Genomic DNA, 18,286 nt, shown 5'->3' on the forward strand with positions numbered 1-18,286 from the left:
ACCCCCTCACAGGCCCTGCGCGTCGTGCCGCGCCGGGTGTCCAGGCCATGGTAGGCATACCCTGCCGATCTCGTGGCGGCCTGTGGATAACGCTCTGACCAGTGGTTTCTTGGCAGGTGTGGGGGTGTTTCAGGAGCAGACCTCGCCGGCCTTCGGTTCCCTCCCGTCCAGCAGATAGCCGTTCACCGCGCTCTGCACGCACCTGTTCTTGCTGTCGTACGCACCGTGCCCCTGGCCCTTGTACGTCAGCTCGACGGCGACGCCCTTGCCGAGCGCCTCCACCATCTTCTTGGCGCCCTCGTACGGGGTGGCCGGGTCGCCGGTGTTGCCGACGACGAGGATGGGCGCCGAGCCGGGCGCGCTGACGTCGGGATGGTCGGCGGCACCCGCCACGGGCCAGTTGGTGCAGCTGACCATGCCCCAGGCCAGGTAGTCCCCGAACAGCGGGGAGGCGGCACGGAACTCGGGCAGCTTCCGTTGGACGTAGCCGACGGTGTACCGCGGCTTCTCGTCGGCGCAGTTGATGGCGATGTTCGCAGCGGTGATGTTGCTGTACTGACCGTCCTCGCTGCGGCCGTTCATCGAGTCGGACAGCAGCATGAGGATCTTGCCGTCGCCCGCGTACGCCTGCTCCAGGCCCTCGGTGAGGTACTCCCAGAAGTCCTTGGAGTACAGGGACTGCGCGATGCCGTTCGTCGCGGCGGTCTGGGTGAGCTGACGCGGCGCGATGCCGGGGATCGGCTTCTTCTCCAGGTCGTTCAGCAGTTTCGCGATGCGGTTCTTCACATCCTGCGCGGTGGTGCCGACCGGGCATTGCGTGGTCTTGGAGGTGCAGTCCGCGGCGTAGTTGTCCAGTGCGAGCTGGAAGCCCTTGGCCTGGCCGAGCGCGCTCTGTTCGGGGTTCTGCGTGGGGTCGACGACCGCGTCGAGCACGGCCCGGCCGACGTTCTTGGGGAACAGGTGGGCGTACACGCCGCCGAGTTCGGTGCCGTAGGAGATGCCGAAGTAGTGCAGCTTGTCGTCACCGAGGACCTGGCGCATCAGGTCCATGTCGCGGGCCGCGTCGGTGGTCGCCACGTGCGGCAGGATCTTCCTGGAGTTCTTCTCACAGGCCGCGTTGAACTGCTTGGTGCGGTTCACCAGCGCCGTACGTTCGGCGCCGTTGTCGGGGGTCGCGTCCTGCTGGAAGTACACATCCAGCTGGGAGTCGCTCTCGCACTGCACCGGCGAGCTGCGGCCGACCCCGCGCGGGTCGAAGCTGACCAGGTCGTAGCGGGTGCGCAGGGCGGCGTAGTCCGGGGCGAACGCGGGCAGCGAGCTGACGCCGCTGCCGCCGGGGCCGCCGAAGTTGAACACGAGTGAGCCGATCCGCTCGCTCGCGGGGCCGCTGGCCCTGGCGCGGATCAGGGCGATGCCGATGGTGTCGCCCTTCGGATTGCTCCAGTCCAGGGGTGCCTTCATGGTGGCGCACTGCCATGTGCCGCCGTTCGGCAGCGGGGACGGGGCGCTGCCGCCGCCCTCGGCCTCGGACGGAGCCGTGCAGTCCTTCCAGTCCAGCTTCTGCGCCGAGAGGTCGCTGTCCTTGCTGCGGTCGCCGCACCCGGCCAGCAGAGCCGGGAGCATCAGGGCAGCGGTGGTCAGGGCGGCGGCGCGCAGCCGGGAGGAGTTCGCCATACTCCCATCCTGGAGGCGCACACGCCGGGACGCGCGGGGCGCGGGCCGTACGAGGTACGGCACCCGTGCCCTGCGCGATCCCTACAGGGCTCCCTTGCGGGTGAGCTGGTTGAAGGCCAGCCAGCCCGGCAGCACCGGCAGCCACAGCGTCAGCAGGCGGTACAGCAGGACGGCCGGGGCGGCGACCTCCTTGGGCAGGCCGACGGCGATCAGGCCGACCGTCAGGGTCGCCTCCACGGCACCGACGCCGCCCGGGGTGGGCGCCGCGGAGCCGAGGGCGTTGCCCGCGAGGAAGACCACGGCGACGCTGGCGATGCTGAGCGAGGCCGAGCCGTCGCCGAACGCCCGGACGGAGGCGTCCAGGCACATCACGAAGCAGAACGTCAGCAGCAGAATGCCGCCGATGCCGGTGATCAGCTTCTGCGGCCGCTGCAGCACATCGAGCATGCGGGGCACGACACCAGCGAAAAGTGAGCGCACGCGCGTGACGACGAATTTCCGCAGGAACGGCACCGATGTCACCACGAGCACCAGCACCGCCACCGTCAGCAGGCCCGCGATGACCGTCCGGGACGGCGACAGGGACGGCGTCTTCTCGGTACCGGTGAGATAGCCGAAGGACAACAGCATCAGGATGTGGAAGCCGAGCCCGGCCAGCTGCGAGGCGCCCACGCTCGCCACCGCGAGCCCCGGCCGCACCCCCGAGCGCTGCAGGTACCGCGTGTTGAGGGCCACACCGCCGACCGCGGCCGGTGCCACGATCTTCACGAACGAGCCGGCCACCTGGGCCGCCACGGCCCGCAGGAACGGCACCCGCTCCGGTACGAACCCCAGCAGCTGCATCGCCGCCGCGACATAGCTGAGCGCCGCGAACAGCACGGCGGCGACGACCCAGCCCCACTGGGCGTTGGCCACGAGCGGCCCGAACTCGATGTGCGTGAGCTGCGTCAGCAGGAAGTACGCGCCGATGGCACCGGCGAAGACGCTGATCAGCGTGCGGGGCCGCACCCGTTCCAGCCGGGCCGGCTCCACTGGCGCCTGCGGCCTGATCCGCAGCACCTCATGGCGGATCTGGGTGAGCAGATCCTCCTCACGCGCTTCCTCCAGGGCCTCGTCGACGGCCCGCTTCTCGGCTCGCGCCTGGGCGCGTACGGCCTTCTTGTCGGCCTTGCCGAGGGCCTCCGTGCCCTGCGTTCCGGCTTCCTCCGGAGGCACCTCCTTGGCCTGCCGGGATGCCTCCAGCACCGCCTCGCGCTCGCGCTGGGCCTGCTCCCGGGCCAGTTTGCGCAGCGTCGCGCGCGTGGAGCGGGTCAGGGCGATCGGCTGGAGCAGCGGCAGGCAGTCGGCGACCGCGTCGGGCCCGAGCACCCGGACCGCCGAGGCCACCGCGCGTTCGGCGCCCACCCGCAGACCGAGCGTCGTGACCAGCTGGGCCACGTCCATGCGCAGCAGCAGCTCGCCGGCCGCGATCTCACCGCCGCGCAGCTCGGTGAGGATCACCCTGCCGGAACGATCCACCAGAATCGCGTCACCTGCGAGTCTGCGGTGTGCAATGCGCCGCGACTGCAGCGCCTGCACCTGGTGCCAGGTGTTGCGCAGCAGCTCGTCGGTGATCTCCTCGTCGGCCAGCGAGTCCAGCGTGCGCCCGCCGGTGTGCTCGTAGACGAGCATGACGGCGTCGGGGCCGAGTTCGGAGGTGGCGATCAGCTTGGGCGCGTTGGCGCCGGCCGCGATCGCCGCGTACGCCAGCAGCGCCTCCTGTTCCAGCGCCTGGCGCAGCGACTGGAGGCTGGAGCGGGTGGCGAAGCCGCGCAGGGTGAGATTGCGCCACGCGCGGTAAAAGAAGCCCTGGGCCTGCTGTTCCCGGTCCACGACCGTGACGTCCAGCGGCGGGCCGTCCTCCAGGGTGACGAAGTAGCGCCGGCCGCGGTCGCCGTTCTCCGTCTCCACGGCCTCCTCGCGGGCCGCGTTGACGGGGTGGAAGCCGACGTGCCTGAGGCCCGCCATCAGGGTCTGCCCGGTGGGGCGCACGTTGGGGGAGCCGACCGCGTACAGCGTGCCGTAGGCGATGGTCCAGCCGATCAGCACTGTCAGGATGATCGAGAACGGCGTCGTGTAGCCGGTGACCAGCATCGAGAACGCGTCGAGCAGCAGCACGATCCACAGCACCGCGCGCCATCTGGGTCTGCGGGACATGCCGACGGCCGTCATATAGGCGATGACGGGTGCCAGATAGCCGTGGACGGGGTCGGTGAGGGCATGGATGTCGCCCGGGGAGGGCTGGGTGAGCGCCTCCTGGATCGAGCCCGGGGCGGCCCGCGCGACCCACAGGTCTGTCGCGAGGGTCACTCCATGGGCGAGGACCGCCGCGAGGACGCCGTCGGCGATGCGCAGCCCGTCGCGTTTGATCAGCCGCTCGATCGCGAAGGCGACCGGCACCAGCAGGATCGCGATGCTGGACGCCAGACCCGCGATCTTGATGAGCAGGTCGGGGGCCTGACCGGTGCCCTTGTGGATGTCCTGCTCGAAGCCCGAGGTGGTGCCGTGCGCGAACGCGGCGATCGCGAGCAGCACCACGACGGCGAGCACGCCCACCAGGAGCCGCATGAGGTCCGAGGGGCGGTGCACGCGCGCGGGGAGCAGCGGTTCGTCGCCCTCCACGGCCTCGGCGTGCGGATCGTCGTCTGCGCCCGGACCGTGGCCGGGGGGCGTGTTCTCCGGGACGTGCGCTCCCTCGGTGTCGTCGTTTCCGTCGGCCGCGCTGTTCTCACGCGCGCGTGCGCTGCCGTCTGCGCTGTTCTCCAGCGCGCGCGGGCCGTCGTCCTGCGCGCCGCCGGCGGTGTCGGGGCGCGCGGCCGCGTCAGGGGTGCCCGCCGCTCCTTCGGGGTGCACGCCCTGCTGCTTCATGGTCTCTTCTTGGTCTCGTATCACCAGTCACCGCCCGCACGATGGTGGCATGCTCCGCCGACACACGGGGGCATCAGGGTGCGGATGCGCGGGCGCACAGTCTGCCGGAAGCGCCGTCCGGCGGCGAGAGGGCCGTTCCTCGCGGTCCGCGCCGCGATGTCGGTGGGGTGGGGCAGGATGGGGCGAATGAGCGAGCAGAGCCCTGCCGGGGACACCCGCGAGGAGTACGCGGACGCGCTGCCGGAGTACGCGGAGCGGGTCCTCGAGGTCGCCGAGCGGATCCCGCCGGGCCGGGTCATGACGTACGGCGATGTCGCCGAGTGGCTCGAGGAAGGCGGACCGCGCCAGGTCGGCCGTGTGATGTCGCTCTACGGAGGCGCGGTCCCGTGGTGGCGGGTGGTGCGTGCCGACGGGGTGCTGCTGCCCGGCCACGAACTGCGCGCGCTCGCCCACTACCGCGCGGAGGGCACGCCGCTGAAGGAGGCGGCCAGGAGTGCCGAGGGGCATCTGCCGCGGATCGACATGCGGCGGGCCCGATGGGACGGCGGAACGGGCGCAGTGGGTCACACCTGACAGCTTCCGCCATTCGATGCCCTCGGGGAGAGCCCATGGCACGTACGGGTGACAGGGGGGACATCCGTGGCATGACGTACGTTCGTGGGTTGTGGGACGCGCGTGGCACGAGCGCCGCGAGGGAAGAAGCGGAAGCCCTGCTTCCGTCCGGTGCGGCGGCGTAGCGTCGGCTGCACGTGTCCCCCTCACCCCGCGGTCACCGCCTCGCACGCGTGACCGCCCGCCCACCAGCACGAACACCAGGACCGGCCGATCAAGTGAGCTCCTCTTCCACCACCAGGCGCCTGCCGCACCCCCCGGTGCGGCAGGGGGGCCGTGGCGCTTACCGACTGGTCCGTACCCCGCCGGCCACCATGGACCCCCCTCGTCTGGACGCGGCTCAGCGCGCCGTGGTTGACCACAGCGCCGGACCCCTGCTCGTCCTCGCCGGCCCCGGCACCGGCAAGACCACCACCCTCGTCGAGTCCGTGGCCGCGCGGATCGCCCGCGGCGCCGATCCCGAACGCATCCTGGTGCTGACGTTCAGCCGCAAGGCCGCCGTCGACCTGCGCGACCGCATGGCCCTGCGCATCGGCGCCGCCCGCGCGCCCCGGGCGACCACGTTCCACTCGTACTGCTACGCGCTCGTGCGCGCCCACCAGGACAGCGGCCTGTTCACCGAGCCGCTGCGGCTGCTCTCCGGCCCGGAGCAGGACGTCACCGTCCGCGAGCTGCTCGCCGGGCAGCCGGAACTGCAGCGGCTCGGACTGGCGCATGTGCGCTGGCCCGACGAGCTGCGCGCCTGCCTGACCACGCGGGGCTTCGCCGACGAGGTCCGCGCGGTCCTCGCCCGCAGTCGCGAGCTGGGCCTCGGCCCCGGCGCACTGGACGCCTTCGCCCGCCGTATCGGCCGCCCCGACTGGCGCGCCGCCGCCGCGTTCCTCGCCGAGTACCTGGACGTGCTCGACATGCAGGGCGTGATCGACTACACGGAACTGGTCCACCGCGCGGTCCTGCTCGCCCGCCGCCCGGAGACCGCCGCACGGCTCGCCGCCCAGTACGACGCCGTGTACGTCGACGAGTACCAGGACACCGACCCTGCCCAGGTACGGCTCCTGCACGCACTGGCCGGCGGCGGACGGACCCTGGTCGCCCTCGGCGATCCCGACCAGTCGATCTACGCCTTCCGGGGTGCCGACGTGAACGGCATCCTCGACTTCCCGGCGGCCTTCCCGCGCGCGGACGGCCGCCCCGCCCCCGTCGAGGTGCTGCGCACCTCCCGCCGCTCCGGTGCCGCCCTGCTGGCCGCCACCCGGCTGATCACCCAGCGCATGCCGCTGCCCCGGCTGCCCGCCGACAGGGTTCGCGTCCACCGTGAGCCGGCCGCCGTACGCGACGGGGGCCGCGTGGAGGTCTACACGTACCCGACGGCAGGTACGGAACTGGACAACATCGCGGACATCCTGCGCCGCGCGCACCTGGAGGACGGCGTCGCCTGGAGCGACATGGCCGTCCTGGTCCGAGCCGGCGCCCGCACCCTGCCGACCCTGCGCCGCGCCCTCACCGCGGCCGGCGTTCCGCTGGACATCGACGGCGACGACCTGCCCCTGCGCCACGAGCCGGCGGTGGCGCCGCTGCTGACGGCCCTGCGCGCGGTGGCCACGGCGGAGGCCCGGCGCCACGAGGAGAACGCGGGCGTGCTCTCCCCTGCCGACGAATCTGTCGAGACTGCCTCGGACGATCCTGAGGAGACCGGCCCAGAAGAGGCCGTCGCCGCGGACGCCGCCCCCGAAGACACCGCCTCCGAAGACATGGCGGAGCCGGCCCCGGACCTCTCCTGGCTCGACACCGAGACCGCGCTCACCCTGCTCGCCTCCCCCCTCGCCGGCATGGACCCCGCCGACCTGCGCCGCCTCGGCCGCGCCCTGCGCGAGGAGGAGCGGGTGGCCGGCAACCCGCTGCCACCCCCGTCCGACGTACTCCTCGCACGGGCGCTTGCCGAGCCCGAGCGCCTGGCCGTGCACGACCCGGCGTACGCGCGCGGCGCGCAGCGCCTCGGCGCGCTGCTGCGCAAGGCCCGCGAGCGCCTCGCGGGCGGCGGTACGGCCGAGGAGGCGCTGTGGGACCTGTGGGAGGGCACGCCATGGCCCACGCGCCTGGAACGGGCCGCCCGGCGCGGCGGCGCGGCCGGCCGCAACGCCGACCGGGACCTGGACGCCGTGTGCGCGCTGTTCGCCACCGCCGCGCGCGCGGAGGAGCGCACCGGAGGCCGTGGCGCGCTCAACTTCCTGGAGGAGATCGAGGCCCAGGACATCGCCGCCGACACGCTCACGCGCCGCGCGGTACGCCCCCACGCAGTCCGTCTGATGACCGCGCACCGCGCCAAGGGCCTGGAGTGGCGGCTGGTCGTCGTCGCCGGTGTCCAGGAGGGCCTGTGGCCCGACCTGCGCCGGCGCGGCTCCCTCCTGGAAGCCGACCGCATCGGCCGCGACGGACTCGCCGAACCGCTCACCCAGGGCGCCCTGCTCGCCGAGGAGCGCAGGCTGTTCTACGTGGCCGCCACGCGCGCGCGTGAACGCCTCGTCGTCACCGCGGTGAAGGCACCGGCCGACGACGGCGACCAGCCGTCCCGCTTCCTGACCGAACTCGGCGTCGAGCCGAAGGACGTCACCGGCCGCCCCCGCCGCCCGCTGTCCGTGGCCGCGCTCGTCGCCGAGCTGCGCGCCACCACGGTCGACCCGCGCGCGTCCGCCGCCCTGCGGGAGGCCGCCGCCCGCCGCCTGGCCCGGCTCGCCGCCCTCGCCGACGAGGACGGCCGCCCGCTGGTGCCCTCCGCGCACCCCTACCGCTGGTGGGGCATGTACGACCCGACCGAGAGCAAGGTGCCGCTGCGCCACCGCGACCGGCCGGTCGTGCTCTCCGGCAGCGCCCTCGACCAGCTCGCCAACACCTGCGCGCTCCAGTGGTTCCTGGGCCGCGAGGTGAAGGCCGACGCCCCGGCCACCACCGCACAGGGCTTCGGCAACGTCGTCCACGTCCTCGCCGACGAGGTCGCCTCCGGCCGCAGCCCGGCCGACCTCGACGTCCTCATGGAACGCCTGGACTCGGTGTGGAACGCGCTCGCCTTCGACGCGCCCTGGAAGTCGCAGCAGGAGAAGGACAACGCGCGCGTGGCGCTCGAACGCTTCCTGAACTGGCATGTGCTGGACCGCACCGGCCGCACCCCGGTCGCGAGCGAGCAGGACTTCGACGTCACCCTCGAAGCGGGCGACTACCAGGTCCGCATCCGCGGCCAGATGGACCGTGTGGAAACGGACGCCGAGGGCCGCGCCTACGTGGTGGACTTCAAGACCGGCAAGCAGGCACCCAGCGCCGCCGAGGTGGCCCGCCATCCCCAGCTCGCCGTCTACCAGCTGGCCGTCCAGGAGGGCGCCGTCGATGAGGCCTTCGACGGCGCACGTCCCGAATCCGGCGGCGCCGAACTGGTGCACCTCAGGCAGGGCGCCGCCAGACGCGACGGCGGCGACAGCCTGCCCAAGACGCAGACCCAGGAACCGCTGTCGGGGGAGTGGGTCGGCGAGCTGCTGGCCACCGCCGCCGGCAAGGTCCTCGACGAGCGGTTCGCGCCGAACACCGGCCAGCACTGCACGCACTGCGCGTTCCGCGCCTCGTGCAGCGCCCGTCCCGAGGGACGGCACGTGATCGACTGAGCCACCGGGGATGCCGGAGTGACGCACGGCACCACATGCGCTGACCTGTGCTTCTTGCTCCCGGAGGGCCGATCGGGGCTCGACTGTCAGTCCCCGCCGCTAGCCTTTTGCGACATGTCCGCCCGCATCACCGACCCCGAGCAGCTCAAAGAGCTCCTCGGCATCCCGTTCACCCCGGAGCAGACGGCCTGCATCACCGCGCCGCCCGCCCCGCAGGTGATCGTGGCCGGAGCCGGGTCGGGCAAGACCACCGTGATGGCCGCCCGCGTGGTCTGGCTGGTCGGCACCGGCCAGGTCGCCCCCGAACAGGTCCTCGGCCTGACCTTCACCAACAAGGCCGCAGGCGAGCTGGCCGAACGCGTCCGCAAGGCCCTGATCAAGGCCGGCGTCACCGACCCGGACGCCCTCCCGTCACCCGACCACCACCCCTCAACGACACCGCTTCGCGCTGACTCCGTCTCGTCGGACCCGGACAACCCGCCCGGCGAGCCGGTCATCTCGACGTACCACGCCTTCGCCGGCCGCCTCCTCACCGACCACGGACTGCGCCTCGGCCTGGAGCCAACCTCCCGGCTGCTCGCCGACGCCACGCGCTACCAGCTCGCCGCGCGCGTGCTGCGTGAGGCCCCCGGCCCCTACCCCGCGCTGACCCGCTCCTTCGCCGACCTCGTCAGCGACCTGCTCGCCCTCGACTCCGAACTCGCCGAACACCTCGTCGACCCCGAGGAACTGCGCTCCTGGGACGCCGACCTGCTGCGCACCCTCCAGAGCGCCAAGCTCACCAACGCCGACCTGCGCAAGGTGCCCGAGACGGCCGCCGCCCGCCGCGAACTGGCCGACCTCGTCCGCCGCTACCGGACGGCCAAACGCGAACGCGACCTGCTCGACTTCGGCGACCAGATCGCCCTGTCCGCCCGCCTCGCCCGCATCCCCGAGGTGGGCCGGCTGCTGCGCGAGGAGTTCCGCGTGGTGCTCCTGGACGAGTACCAGGACACCTCCGTCGCCCAACGCGTCCTGCTCGCGGGCCTGTTCGGCGGCGGCACGGGCCATCCCGTGACCGCGGTCGGCGACCCCTGCCAGGCCATCTACGGCTGGCGTGGCGCCTCCGTCGCCAACCTGGACGACTTCCCCGCGCACTTCGCGCACGCCGACGGCCGCCGAGCCACCCGGCAGGCCCTCAGCGAGAACCGCCGCAGCGGCGGCCGCCTCCTCGACCTCGCCAACGGCCTCGCCGAACCCCTGCGTGCCATGCACGCGGGCGTGGAGGCCCTGCGCCCGGCCCCCGGCGCCGAGTACGACGGCACGGTCCGCTGCGCGCTGCTGCCCACCCACGCCGAGGAACTCGACTGGATCGCCGACTCGATCGCCCACCTCGTGCACACCGGCACGGCCCCCGGCGAGATCGCCGTACTGTGCCGTACGGCCACCGACTTCGCCGAGATCCAGGGCGCCCTCGTGGCACGGGACGTCCCCGTCGAGGTGGTCGGCCTGTCCGGGCTGCTGCACCTGCCCGAGGTCGCCGACCTCGTCGCCGTCTGCGAGGTCCTGCAGGACCCCGGCGCCAACGCCGCCCTGGTGCGCCTGCTGACCGGCCCGCGCTGGCGCATCGGCCCCCGCGACCTCGCCCTGCTGGGCCGCCGCGCCCGCCTGCTGGTCGCCCACGCACGCGTGGACGACGGCGACGACCCCGACCGCCGGCTCGCCGCCGCCGTCGAGGGGGTCGACCCCGCCGAGGTGATCTCGCTCGCGGACGCCCTCGACACCTTCCTCGAAGCACCCATGGACGCCGAGGCGCACGACGACGGGCTGCCGTTCTCCCCGGACGCGCGCGTGCGCTTCGCCCGCCTGGCAGCCGAACTGCGCGACCTGCGCCGCTCGCTGTCCGACCCGCTGATGGACGTCCTGCACCGCGTGCTCGCCGTCACCGGCCTGGAAGTGGAGCTGTCGGCGTCCCCGCACGCCCTGGCCGCCCGCCGCCGCGAGACCCTGTCCAACTTCCTGGACGTCGCCGCGTCCTTCGCGGCGAGCGACGCCGAGGCCACCCTGCTCGCCTTCCTCGGCTTCCTGCGCACCGCAGCGCAGTACGAGAAGGGCCTCGACAACGCCCTGCCCGGCGGCGAGAACACCGTCAAGGTGCTCACCGCCCACAAGTCCAAGGGCCTGGAGTGGGACGTCGTGGCCGTCCCCGGCCTGGTCAAGGGCACCTTTCCCAGCGCACAGGGCCGCGAGAAGTGGACGGCGCAGGCCAAGGTGGTGCCGCACGCCCTGCGCGGCGACACCGACACCCTGCCCGACGTCGACAGCTGGGACGCGCGCGGCATGAAGGCCTTCCACGAGGCCATGAAGGACCACCAGCACACCGAGGAGCTCCGCCTCGGCTACGTCACCTTCACCCGCCCCCGCTCGCTGCTGCTCGGCTCCGGCCACTGGTGGGGGCCCAGCCAGAAGAGACCACGCGGCCCCTCCGACTTCCTCCGGGCCCTCCACGACCACTGCGCCGCCGGACACGGCGAGATCGAGGCCTGGGCCGAGGAGCCCGCCGAGGACGAGGAGAACCCCGCCCTGCACACGGCCGGCGCCGACCAGGTGTGGCCGCTCCCGCTGGACGCCGCCGCCCTGGCCCGCCGCCGCGCGGCCGCCGAGACCGTCCTCGCCCACCTGGACGCCCTCGCCGCCCAGGACACCACGCACCCGTCGGCCGCCCACGACCCCGCTGCCCTCGACGACCCGGCCTGGCCCCCGCCCCCGGACGACGACCCCTACGGCGAGGAGCCGTACGAGGGCCTGCCCGAGGATCCGTACGGGGACGGGTTCCCGTACGACGACGGCGGCCCCGATGCGCAGGATGCCGACAGCTGGGACTCCTGGAGCGCCGAGCGGCCGACCGTTCCCCACCAGGCACCCGCGCCCGGCGCACGCGCTCCGCGCACCCCCGATCCCGCGCCCGAGGCCTCTCTCACCCCCGAGGAGGCCCGCACCATCGCCTCCTGGGACCGTGACCTGGACGCGCTCAGCGGCGAACTGCTGCGCGCCCGGCAGACCGTCACCGACGTCCCGCTGCCCGCCGCGCTCACCGCCACCCAACTGCTGCGCCTGGCCGAGGACCCGGACGGGCTCGCGCAGGAACTCGCGCGCCCCATGCCACGCCCTCCGCAACCGGCCGCGCGCCGGGGCACCCGGTTCCACGCCTGGGTCGAAGCCCGCTTCGAGGAACTGACGCTCCCCCTGCTGGAACCCGACGAGCTGCCCGGCAGCGACGCCGAGATCGCCGACGAACAGGACCTGGAAGCCCTCAAGGAGGCCTTCGAACGCACCGAGTACGCCCGGCGCACCCCCTACCGCGTCGAAGCGCCCTTCCAGCTCACCCTCGCCGGCCGCGTGGTACGGGGTCGCATCGACGCCGTCTACAGACACGGCGACGGCGACGGGGCGACGTACGAGATCGTCGACTGGAAGACCAGCCGTACCCGCACCGCCGACCCGCTCCAGCTCGCCGTGTACCGGCTGGCCTGGGCCGAGCAGCAGGGCGTGCCCCCCGAGTCCGTCACGGCCGCCTTCCTGTACGTGCGCACCGGCGAGGTCGTACGGCCGCAGGACCTGCCGGACCGGACCGCCCTGGAACGGCTCCTCACGGAAGACACCGAAACGGCACACCCGGCAATCTGAGTGTGACGAACCGCCCGCCGAGGATGTCCGTGCGGGCCGATAGGCTCGTGAACATGAGCCAGACCCCGGACAGCGCCGTCCGCACGTACATCGAGCAGCACCGCGCCACCTTCCTCGACGACCTCGCGGCATGGCTGCGCATCCCCTCCGTGTCGGCCCAGCCCGACCACGCGCCCGACGTACGGCGCAGCGCCGACTGGCTCGCCGCCAAGCTCAACGAGACCGGCTTCCCGACCACCGAGGTCTGGCAGACCCCCGGCGCCCCGGCCGTCTTCGCCGAGTGGCCCTCCGGCGACCCCGAGGCACCCACCGTCCTCGTCTACGGCCACCACGACGTACAGCCCGCCGCCCGCGAGGACGGCTGGGACACCGACCCCTTCGAGCCGGTCGTCCGCGGAAACCGTCTCTACGCGCGCGGGGCGGCCGACGACAAGGGCCAGGTGTTCTTCCACACACTCGGCGTCCGCGCCCACCTCGCCGCCACCGGCCGCACCGCCCCCGCGGTCAACCTGAAACTCCTGATCGAGGGCGAGGAGGAGTCCGGCTCCCCGCACTTCCGGGCCCTGGTCGAGGAGCACGCGGGCCGGCTCGCCGCCGACGCCGTGATCGTCTCCGACACCGGCATGTGGTCCGAGGACACCCCGACCGTCTGCACCGGCATGCGCGGCCTCGCCGAGTGCGAGATCCGGCTGTACGGCCCCGACCAGGACATCCACTCCGGCTCGTTCGGCGGTGCCGTACCCAACCCGGCCGTCGCCGCCGCCCGCCTGGTCGCAGCCCTGCACGACGAGCACGCGCGCGTGGCGATCCCCGGCTTCTACGACGGCATCGTGGAGCTGACCGACCGAGAGCGCGAGCTGTTCGCCGAGCTGCCCTTCGACGAGCAGCGCTGGCTGGACACCGCCAAGTCCCGCGCCACCCACGGCGAGGCCGGATACACCACCCTCGAACGCATCTGGGCCCGCCCGACCGCCGAGGTCAACGGCATCGGCGGCGGTTACCAGGGCCCCGGCAACAAGACGATCATCCCCTCCTCGGCCATGGTGAAGCTGTCCTTCCGGATGGTCGCCGGCCAGGACCCGGACCACCTCGAGAAGGCCGTCCGCGCCTGGGTCGAGACACAGGTGCCCGCCGGGATCCGGTACGAGATCGGCTTCGGCGCGGCCACCCGCCCATGCCTGACCCCGCTCGACCACCCCGCACTGCAGTCCGTGGTCCGCGCCATGGGCCGCGCCTTCGAGAAGTCGGTCCGCTTCACCCGCGAGGGCGGCTCCGGACCCGCCGCCGACCTCCAGGAGGTCCTCGGCGCCCCCGTGCTCTTCCTGGGCATCTCCGTCCCCTCCGACGGCTGGCACGCCCCGAACGAAAAGGTCGAGCTGGATCTCCTCCTCAAGGGCGTCGAGACCAGCGCCCATCTGTGGGGTGACCTGGCCGAGCACTGGCGTCACACGCCCTGACCGGCCGGTGCCGTACGGGTGGGCACCGCGCGCGGGGCACACTGGAAGGACCGTCCCGCCCGTCCCACCCGCGCCCGGCCCGGTGCCCTCCCGCCCACGTCCCGCCGAACCGCCCGCCGAACGAACCGCTGCACTGGGGGAGTTGGAAGCACCCGTGACCACCTGGACCGACGACACAGCTGACCGTCCCATCTCGCTGACCGCCCCGAACGGCATCGACCGCGCCGCCCACCACCGGCTCGACGAGGCCTGGCTCGCGGCGGCGTGGAGCCACCCCACGACCCGCTGCTTCGTGGTCTCCGGCGGCCAGGTGCTCATCGACGAGACCCCGGACGGCCGGACCGAACTCGTCATGACGCCGTCCTTCGAGGCCCCCCTCACCGAGGCGCACCGCTACTTCCTCGGCATCGACGAGGACGGCGTCAGCTACTTCGCGCTCCAGAAGGACGCGCTGCCCGGCCGTATCGACCAGTCCGCACGGCCCGCCGGGCTGCGCGAGGCCGGCCTGCTGCTCTCGCCGCGCGACACCGGGCTGATGGTGCACGCGGTCGGCCTGGAGAACTGGCAGCGCACCCATCGTTTCTGCTCCCGCTGCGGGGAACGCACGGTCATCGCCGCCGCCGGCCACATCCGCCGCTGCCCGGCCTGCGGCGCCGAGCACTACCCGCGCACCGATCCGGCCGTGATCATGGCCGTGACCGACGCGGACGACCGCATCCTGCTCGGCCGCCAGGTCCACTGGCCCGAGGGCCGCTTCTCCACGCTCGCCGGCTTCGTCGAACCCGGCGAGTCCATCGAGCAGGCGGTGCGCCGCGAGGTGTCCGAGGAGGTAGGCGTCACCGTCGGCCCCGTGGAGTACGTGGCCAGCCAGCCCTGGCCCTTCCCGTCCAGCCTGATGCTCGGCTTCATGGCCCGCGCCACCTCGACCGAGATCGACGTCGACGGCGACGAGATCCACGAGGCCCGCTGGTTCTCCCGCGAGGAACTGCACGACGCCTTCGAATCCGGCGAGGTACTGCCGCCCTACGGCATCTCCATCGCGGCCCGCCTGATCGAGATGTGGTACGGCAAGCCGCTGCCGACACGCAGCTTCGTCTGAAGTCACAGCAGGGCGGCCCCCGATCCTTTCAGGGGCCGCCCTGCTGTGTGGTTACCGCGGAAACCCGCGGAGCGTCAGGCGGCGAGCTTCTGCTTCACCTGGGCGAGCGACGGGTTCGTCAGCGTGGAACCGTCCGCGAAGAGCACCGTCGGGACCGTCTGGTTTCCGCCATTCGCCTTCTCCACGAAAGCGGCGGACTCCGGGTCCTGCTCGATGTTGATCTCGGTGTAGGCGATGCCCTCCCGGTCCAGCTGGCTCTTCAGCCGCCGGCAGTAGCCGCACCAAGTCGTGCTGTACATCGTCACAGTGCCCTGCATGTCTCTCGCGCTCCTCAGGCAGCTCGGAAAGTCGTCCGGGGGAAGAACGTACGCGAGCCGTCCGCCATTCCCGCCCGGGGTATCCACAGGCGGCTGTGACGCCTGCCGCATTCATACGACTATCTGTGCCCGCCTGTGGACAACCGGCACGGCAGTCCCGGGCGACCTGGCAGCATGGCGGTGTGACAGCAGCACCGCACTCCACCCTCTTCCCGCAGGCACCGGACTCTGCCGACGCGGTGCTCGAAGGGCTCGACCCCGAGCAGCGCGCGGTGGCCACCGCCCTGCACGGCCCGGTGTGCGTCCTGGCCGGAGCGGGCACGGGCAAGACACGGGCGATCACCCACCGCATCGCCTACGGCGTGCGCGCCGGCATCCTCCAGCCCTCCAGCGTGCTCGCCGTCACCTTCACCAACCGCGCCGCCGGAGAGATGCGCGGCCGGCTGCGCCAGCTCGGCGCCCACGGCGTCCAGGCCCGCACCTTCCACTCCGCCGCCCTGCGCCAGCTCCAGTACTTCTGGCCGAAAGCGATCGGTGGCGGCATGCCCCGGCTCGTCGACCGCAAGATCCAGCTCGTCGCCGACGCGGCCGCACGACTGGGCACCCGGCTCGACCGGGGCGAGCTGCGCGACGTCACCGCCGAGATCGAGTGGTCCAAGGTCACCCAGACGATCCCCGCCGACTACCCGTACGCGGCCGCGAAGGCCGGCCGCGAGGCCCCCCGCGACCCCGCCGAGATCGCCCACCTCTACGCGGCCTACGAAGACCTCAAGCGCGACCGCGCCGTGATCGACTTCGAGGACGTCCTGCTGCTGACCGTCGCCATCCTCCAGGACCGGCACGACATCGCCGAACAGGTCCGCGCGCAGTACCAGCACTTCGTCGTCGACGAATACCAGGACGTCAGCCCCCTGCAGCAGCGGATGCTGGAACTCTGGCTCGGCGACCGCGACAACCTGTGCGTCGTCGGCGACGCCAGCCAGACGATCTACTCGTTCACCGGAGCAACGCCCGACCACCTCCTCGACTTCCGCACCCGGCACCCCGGCGCCACCGTCGTCAAACTCGTCCGTGACTACCGCTCCACCCCCCAGGTGGTCCACCTCGCCAACGGCCTGCTCGCCCAGGCCCGCGGCCGCGCCGCCGACCACCGGCTGGAACTGGTCTCCCAGCGGCCCCCCGGCCCCGAGCCCGTCTACACCGAGTACACCGACGAACCGGCCGAGGCCGAAGGCGCCGCCCGCCGCATCCGCGAACTGATCGACGCGGGCGTCCCGGCCGCCGAGATCGCCGTCCTGTTCCGTACGAACGCCCAGTCCGAGACCTACGAGCAGGCCCTCGCCGACGCCGGCGTCCCCTACCAGCTACGCGGCGCCGAGCGCTTCTTCGACCGCCCCGAGGTCCGCAAGGCCGGCATCGCCCTGCGCGGCGCCGCCCGCTTCGGCGGCAACGACTCCCTGCTGGACGACGCCGTGGACCTGCCCTCCCAGGTGCGCGCCGTCCTGTCCGGAGAGGGCTGGACCACCGAGCCCCCGGCCGGCTTCGGCGCCGTCAGAGAACGCTGGGAGTCCCTCGCCGCCCTCGTCGGCCTCGCCCACGACCTCGCCGCCGCCCGACCCGGCGCCACCCTCGGCGACTTCGTGGCGGAACTCGACGAGCGGGCGAACGCCCAGCACGCCCCGACCGTCCAGGGCGTCACCCTCGCCTCCCTGCACGCCGCCAAGGGCCTGGAGTGGGACGTCGTCTTCCTGGTCGGCGTCGCCGAGGGCATGCTCCCCATCACCTACGCCAGGACCGACGAGCAGATCGAGGAAGAACGCAGGCTCCTCTACGTCGGCGTCACCCGTGCGCGGGAACGGCTCCACCTCTCCTGGGCGCTGTCCCGCTCACCCGGAACCCGCCCCAACCGCAGACCCAGCCACTTCCTCGACGGATTGCGCCCCGGCACCACCCCCACCGTCGGCCACGCCGGCACCGCCGTCACCGGAGGCATCGAGCGCGGGACCACCACCGGCACCCTCGCCGCTCCCCGCCGTACCCAGCGCACCCCCGCCCGCTGCCGGGTCTGCGGCCGCACGCTCACCGACGCCGGCGAGATGAAGCTGATGCGCTGCGAGGACTGCCCCTCGGACATGGACGAAGGGCTCTACGCACGGCTGCGGGAGTGGCGGGCGATCCAGGCCGAGCGCAGCGGACAACCGGACTTCTGCGTCTTCACCGACCGCACCCTGATGGCCATCGCCGAGGCACGGCCCGAGAGTCCCGCCGAGCTCTCCCGCATCCCCGGTGTCCTCAGCCGCAAGCTGCGCAGCTACGGAACCGACGTTCTGGCCATCTGCGCAGGCCACGAGGTTGGGGAAGGCGACGAGGGCGACTGATGCGAACTCGTCGAAAAAATAGTTTGCGCATGCCCCGGCAATCCCCATAGGTTCTAGGCACGGAAGCAGCGGCCTTCTCGAAGGGCCCGCCTCCGTGATGTACTTGCATATCCGAACGGACTGGTTCACCCCAGTCCTTGAGACGCCGAGAGGAGGCGAGTCCAGTGATCAGCATCAACACCAGCACCATCAGCACGGCCAAACTGACCGATCGCTCGGCCGTCTCCCTGTGCATGCTCGGCGCCTCCCACCAGGCCACCGGTCTGTCCGGCATCCGTGCCGACCGCCCGGCGTCCTCCCTTGCTCCCGCGGGCCTTCCCGTCCGTGAGCGCAATGAGCGACCGACCAAGGCACTGGAAGCGGTAGCGGCACAGGCGCAGGCCTATGCCTTTGCGGCGGCCGGTGCCGGATTCCGGAAGCAGACGACGCAGCACCACCTGATGTGGGCCTTCCGTGGGCCAGAACCCTGGAGTGATCCAGCCTGATCCGATCAGGCCGGCGCCTTCAGGGCCGCGGAACCCCATCC

10 protein-coding genes are annotated in these 18,286 nt (G+C 72.6%); 7 read left to right on the forward strand and 3 right to left on the reverse strand.

Annotation, left to right across the window (positions count from 1 at the left end; all coding sequences use genetic code 11):
* Positions 1-129 precede the first annotated feature (129 nt).
* Both ACFYOH_RS03160 and ACFYOH_RS03165 read right to left on the reverse strand, forming a co-directional pair.
* Complete coding sequence (locus tag ACFYOH_RS03160) at positions 130-1,674, reverse strand: alpha/beta hydrolase (RefSeq protein WP_388620576.1); 1,545 nt, start codon at positions 1,672-1,674, stop codon at positions 130-132.
* Positions 1,675-1,755: 81 nt separating this feature from the next.
* Positions 1,756-4,581 carry a lysylphosphatidylglycerol synthase domain-containing protein gene (locus ACFYOH_RS03165; protein WP_388620579.1) on the reverse strand — a complete coding sequence of 942 codons (2,826 nt, stop codon included), beginning with the start codon at positions 4,579-4,581 and terminating at the stop codon, positions 1,756-1,758.
* 186 nt (positions 4,582-4,767) lie between these two features.
* Here ACFYOH_RS03165 and ACFYOH_RS03170 point away from each other — a divergent pair, with 186 nt between their 5' ends.
* The 5 genes from ACFYOH_RS03170 to nudC all read left to right on the forward strand — a co-directional run bounded on the left by ACFYOH_RS03170 (position 4,768) and on the right by nudC (position 15,065).
* A complete protein-coding gene (locus ACFYOH_RS03170; RefSeq protein WP_388620582.1) occupies positions 4,768-5,154 on the forward strand; it encodes an MGMT family protein in 387 nt (128 codons plus the stop codon).
* A 257-nt stretch (positions 5,155-5,411) separates the two neighbouring features.
* Positions 5,412-8,843 (forward strand): ATP-dependent helicase, encoded by a 3,432-nt coding sequence (locus ACFYOH_RS03175; RefSeq protein ID WP_388620585.1) that lies wholly within the window; start codon positions 5,412-5,414, stop codon positions 8,841-8,843.
* Between the two features lie 114 nt (positions 8,844-8,957).
* Positions 8,958-12,509 (forward strand): UvrD-helicase domain-containing protein, encoded by a 3,552-nt coding sequence (locus ACFYOH_RS03180; protein WP_388620588.1) that lies wholly within the window; start codon positions 8,958-8,960, stop codon positions 12,507-12,509.
* 53 nt (positions 12,510-12,562) lie between these two features.
* Positions 12,563-13,966 (forward strand): dipeptidase, encoded by a 1,404-nt coding sequence (locus tag ACFYOH_RS03185; RefSeq protein WP_388620591.1) that lies wholly within the window; start codon positions 12,563-12,565, stop codon positions 13,964-13,966.
* Between the two features lie 154 nt (positions 13,967-14,120).
* Entirely contained in the window at positions 14,121-15,065 is a 945-nt protein-coding gene (gene nudC / locus ACFYOH_RS03190) for an NAD(+) diphosphatase (protein ID WP_388620594.1), read from the forward strand.
* A gap of 74 nt (positions 15,066-15,139) precedes the next feature.
* Here the strand turns inward: nudC and ACFYOH_RS03195 are convergent, their stop codons facing one another.
* Positions 15,140-15,382 (reverse strand): mycoredoxin, encoded by a 243-nt coding sequence (locus ACFYOH_RS03195; protein WP_030649619.1) that lies wholly within the window; start codon positions 15,380-15,382, stop codon positions 15,140-15,142.
* A 125-nt stretch (positions 15,383-15,507) separates the two neighbouring features.
* Between ACFYOH_RS03195 and ACFYOH_RS03200 the strand changes: the two genes are divergently transcribed.
* Together ACFYOH_RS03200 and ACFYOH_RS03205 are read left to right on the forward strand one after the other, a co-directional pair.
* Entirely contained in the window at positions 15,508-17,760 is a 2,253-nt protein-coding gene (locus ACFYOH_RS03200) for an ATP-dependent DNA helicase UvrD2 (RefSeq protein WP_388620597.1), read from the forward strand.
* Between the two features lie 164 nt (positions 17,761-17,924).
* A complete protein-coding gene (locus ACFYOH_RS03205; protein WP_388620600.1) occupies positions 17,925-18,245 on the forward strand; it encodes a hypothetical protein in 321 nt (106 codons plus the stop codon).
* The last annotated feature ends 41 nt before the right edge of the window (positions 18,246-18,286 follow it).

The sequence above is a fragment of the Streptomyces sp. NPDC007856 genome, from assembly GCF_042868225.1.
In the GTDB taxonomy this organism is placed as follows: Bacteria; Actinomycetota; Actinomycetes; order Streptomycetales; family Streptomycetaceae; genus Streptomyces.

Coding starts and splice junctions, on each gene's coding strand:
- ACFYOH_RS03170 (WP_388620582.1), top strand. CDS start 4,768: ATGAGCGAGCAGAGCCCTGCCGGGGACACCCGCGAGGAGTACGCGGAC.
- ACFYOH_RS03185 (WP_388620591.1), top strand. CDS start 12,563: ATGAGCCAGACCCCGGACAGCGCCGTCCGCACGTACATCGAGCAGCAC.
- ACFYOH_RS03180 (WP_388620588.1), top strand. CDS start 8,958: ATGTCCGCCCGCATCACCGACCCCGAGCAGCTCAAAGAGCTCCTCGGC.
- ACFYOH_RS03165 (WP_388620579.1), bottom strand. CDS start 4,581: ATGAAGCAGCAGGGCGTGCACCCCGAAGGAGCGGCGGGCACCCCTGAC.
- ACFYOH_RS03195 (WP_030649619.1), bottom strand. CDS start 15,382: ATGCAGGGCACTGTGACGATGTACAGCACGACTTGGTGCGGCTACTGC.
- ACFYOH_RS03160 (WP_388620576.1), bottom strand. CDS start 1,674: ATGGCGAACTCCTCCCGGCTGCGCGCCGCCGCCCTGACCACCGCTGCC.